Raw genomic sequence first — 4,016 nt, 5'->3', positions numbered from 1 at the left:
AATAAATACTCCGTCCATTGATGTCCATATTACCCACCACTATCCAGCGATAACTGGTGGGTAATATGGTGGATGAGCTAATATAACCTTAGTCATTATGGTGGGAAAATACTCACCAGAAAATATCGGTGGGATAACAGGTTATGAGCAAACAATGAAAATTCTAGGCGGGACAGGATGTTATGCTGGTGGAGGTGAGTTATATTTTGTCGTTCCTAAATCTGGCTAGCCGGATTCATTGCAGACTCGAGTAAAATATGTGTTATGCCCGAGTTATCCCCTCTTGCTAAGAAGTTAGTAACGGTAACTTTTGAGACAATGAGGAATGGCATTAATCAGGTAAAGGCAGTTAAGTGAAAGCAACAAAACGACAACCATCACATATATCATACTCAAGGAACATTACTCTTTACTGGCGCGCAGAGCAGCCAATGTCATAGATAACAGCAACGGATCACCGTGCAAACCATGCCACAGGCCGTCTAACACTGACAGGTGCCGGATAATGGTCGACATAGCCTACTCGGGCTAGCATCTGTACGTCGACACCAAAAGTACGTTGCATTGTTTGTTGTCCATCAGCACTTTCCAGCAATTGGCTCATAGGATGGCAAGCAATCTGCCTTTCTCTAAGCATTAGGAATACACGTTGAAAGTCACGCCCACATTCAATAAGATCTTTCGATGAGGAACCATGTGCGCTAAAGATAAGCCAACCCGCGCCTTCATTTACCAACTGCGCGGTCATATCAACCGTCTGCTTGCGAAACGAGGCTGAGAGAACATCTTTTTCATCATAAAAATGATCAACTATCCAGGCTGTAACACTGTTGAGCTCCATTGCTGCGGTTGTTAACCCATCCATATGCGTTATCACAGTTTGATGCCCAAATCTCGTCCAGTGTGCTAACTCATTCATTATTGATGGGGTTTGACACTGAGAGACCGTAGCGCTTAGCGTTCCCTCGCGCAAGAGTGCCGCCTCAGAGTGGTTGGCGGGGACATATCTTAACTTCCCGGGTAGCTGAGCTTCCAACCAGTTGACATCATCGCTAGATAATAATCGGGGCAATTGTCCGTGCCTGATCACCCGCCGTTGCTGAATATGGATCAGGTTATCTTTCGCCATTGGCGATATCGCCGCGGGAAGCAACTGTATAGCATATGCGGCTGAGTCATCCGTATCCCCAGAAAGAGGAACCAACGACACCGAAAAACCATAGGCCGATGCTGCCTGACATAGATTTTCAATGAATGCACCGATGGATATAAGAGTTTCCCTGCCTCGTGGATCGACGGCGGGAAGTCGACGAGTAGCCGCAATATGGAGGTGCCAGTAATATGGCTCTAACAGCAGCAATTTCCATGGCTGACTATTATGTCCGCTGGGAGCTCTAGCAGCATGCCTCAGAATGTCCCGCGTCACTGATAGCAGTTGGGAGGACTCAGGAGTGAATGCAACGGCGTCTGATGCACAAGCCATCAGCAAGGGCATACTGCCGAGCGCAATCACTGATTTGGCACACAAGCAAGCAAAATGACGGCGTGACCAGTTCATTTTATGAGTTCCTTTGCGCAATTATGTTCACTGATGGTCGTTGAAACCTGTCCGTCAGTAGCTGGTGAAATTGCTGCGTTAGCTGTTCAAGTCCTTGCTCAACGTGCCGGTATTGATGAAAATAACCAGAAAATTCGGATAGCGAGCCGTTACTGGCGGCGCTCATCGCTGCAAGGCGTTTACCAGATTTTTGTTCCACGGCTTCAATTTCAATGCTCACCCCACCATTGGCAAATGGAACAAATAGCGTCAGTGTTGTCAGTACATTGAGTATCGGTTTGGCTGGATGTACTGCAGTGATCATCGCACGGATAACTATTGTCGGTTGCTCAGTTACAATAGGGTTATCCGTTGTCTTAAACTCATTAACCAAAGTTTGTTGCAGAAAATGACATAACTGATCACGTTCTGTGTCACTCAGACTATTAGTGTCATGGCCATTAATAATGGTTACCGGGGCAATAAGCACCCGCGCAAGATTAAGCGGCTGTGGTGACCGCGTAACCAGTACTAACGGTTTTCCACTTAATGGTTGCAAAGCCCCATAATTATCCAAAAAACCACTATGTGTCGGCATTTGCGTTGCACAACCTGTTAACCCAATGCAACAGATAAAGAGCACAAGTTTCTTTTTTAACTTGACCAAACACATTGCCACACTCCATGTCACCAGCTGGTGACTTACATGATAAAAAAATTTGCGGTTACGCTGATATAAAACAGCGAAGACACATCTCAGTTAAAGCAGCTTCAAGTCTTTGCCACCCCAAATCAGAGTCTATGGCAATCTTGTTAAAGACGTGTGTGTTACGCCCTCGGATCAACAGAAAATTAATCGCGGCACCAAACAACGCCGAGGTAGCCGCGATATCGAGATTTGTAGCCGATATTTCGTCACTAAAGCGTTGGAAAAATTTTTCGACCCACTGTTCTCGAACATCTGCTAATAGCTGTGTCAATTCATTGTGCTCGACCAGCTCCCACGCCATGATCTCCAACGTCATCGGCCGCCGACGCAATGCTCTGGAAAATTGAACTAAGAGCTCTGCCATTTTTTCGCCGATACTTTTTTGCTTAAAAACCTCGATGTCACCAATGATTTCGTCTAAAGACGGCCAGAAATCTATGGAGTTCCCATATGCGCGCAACAACCCAGGCAAGCCACCAAAGTAACGGTAAATAAGTGCTTTATCGACTTTCGCCTGACGAGATACAGAGTTGACCCCGAACTTACTAAAACCGTCCCTTGCGAGAATATACCCCACTGCTGCAACCATTTTTTCCTGGGTTTTTTGCTTGTCTCGAATCATATTGGCCTGCTTAAGTTATTTCGGCCCTTATGATGTCACCACACAGTGACATTGTAAATAGCATATATCTATAAGGTGGTATCAAAAGCTAATCCCACTCATTGTGCCGTTTATAAAATATCAGTGAGAAACCAATGTGTACGCCGGGATGATCGCATCGCCTTGTCGTTGACATGTAACGTGCATTGCTGATTCCATAGTGGCAACTCACATATCCGACACGCCTTCAGTCTGACACTCCCTGCTAGGTGCTACGCTGAGGTCAAGAGTTGCAGAAGTACATCATTGTCACCCATGCTTTTTAGGCTGCCCTCGACCGAAATCACCGCATGAGTTTGGGCATCGACACTTAAGTGCAGCTTGAGCTAGGCAAGTCACTCCTCTTTGCCGTGCTTACGGATTTTCCATTCGTCCTTAGCGAAAGACATTCAGCCCAATGATATCAATAACAACGTGGGCAACCGAGCCATGATCTCGCCGCAGATACAGAGACAACTTGGTAACTCATCTACTTCAAGCGCCCTTAAAATGGGGTGATTACCCAGCAGTTAACTGATTCTTTACCGGTAACTGCTAAGTCTATATCCATTAGTATTTACCGTTATAAAATGATCTTTACATCAGTGGACTTAATATCATTAATTGATGCTAATGCTTTCTTAGCCTCATCCAAGGTGAAGAACTGTTCTGTTGACTGGACTTTCGGCATTGGTTGAAATTCCAATGACTTAATATTGAAAGGTAAGTCTTCCTCGCTTAAATAACGTATGGGGAAACGATCTCCACCCCACATGTCATCTACTTTAATTTCAGCATACTCTGAAAACATAAATCGATAGCGCTTTTTCTTATCAGGATCTTTAGTCACTAGCACCACTTCTGATAATTTCCCAATTAAAAAAGCTTGTCCATGCTTATGGGTAACTTCTCCCCAGTCGTTACCTCTACGCTTATCGTTAGTATTCTGGCAGCAAACTACATATTCTACAGAGTCATTCACACGAGCGGGATTGGCAGTCCAGTCGCCAGATCCTCCTTCACGTAAAATGCGATGAATCCCTCTTGCGGTAAAGGTCAATGCAATATTTTTCATACAAAAACTATCTCACAACTATTAATAGAAATACTATAGTTAAATAATATTATCT

Annotated in this window: 4 protein-coding genes; all 4 read right to left on the bottom strand. The window is 44.8% G+C overall.

Features of this window, described 5'->3' with window-relative positions; translation table 11 throughout:
- Positions 1 to 454: 454 nt before the first annotated feature.
- Positions 455 to 1,558: a hypothetical protein gene (locus J3L11_RS18550; protein ID WP_207571951.1), complete on the bottom strand. Its 1,104-nt coding sequence runs from the start codon at positions 1,556 to 1,558 to the stop codon at positions 455 to 457.
- A 1-nt stretch (position 1,559) separates the two neighbouring features.
- Complete coding sequence (locus J3L11_RS18545; protein WP_207571950.1) at positions 1,560 to 2,135, bottom strand: DUF3313 family protein; 576 nt, start codon at positions 2,133 to 2,135, stop codon at positions 1,560 to 1,562.
- Positions 2,136 to 2,262: 127 nt separating this feature from the next.
- Positions 2,263 to 2,868 (bottom strand): TetR/AcrR family transcriptional regulator, encoded by a 606-nt coding sequence (locus J3L11_RS18540; protein WP_207571949.1) that lies wholly within the window; start codon positions 2,866 to 2,868, stop codon positions 2,263 to 2,265.
- Positions 2,869 to 3,469: 601 nt separating this feature from the next.
- On the bottom strand, positions 3,470 to 3,961 hold the full coding sequence (locus tag J3L11_RS18535) for a hypothetical protein (RefSeq protein WP_207571948.1): 492 nt from the start codon (positions 3,959 to 3,961) through the stop codon (positions 3,470 to 3,472).
- Positions 3,962 to 4,016 lie beyond the last annotated feature (55 nt).

Origin of the sequence: Shewanella sp. 4t3-1-2LB, from assembly GCF_017368415.1 — a bacterium.
Classification (GTDB): domain Bacteria; phylum Pseudomonadota; class Gammaproteobacteria; order Enterobacterales; family Shewanellaceae; genus Shewanella; species Shewanella fodinae.
The sequence above is the reverse complement of the archived record's forward strand: the minus strand, read 5'-3'. Positions and strand labels throughout refer to the sequence as shown.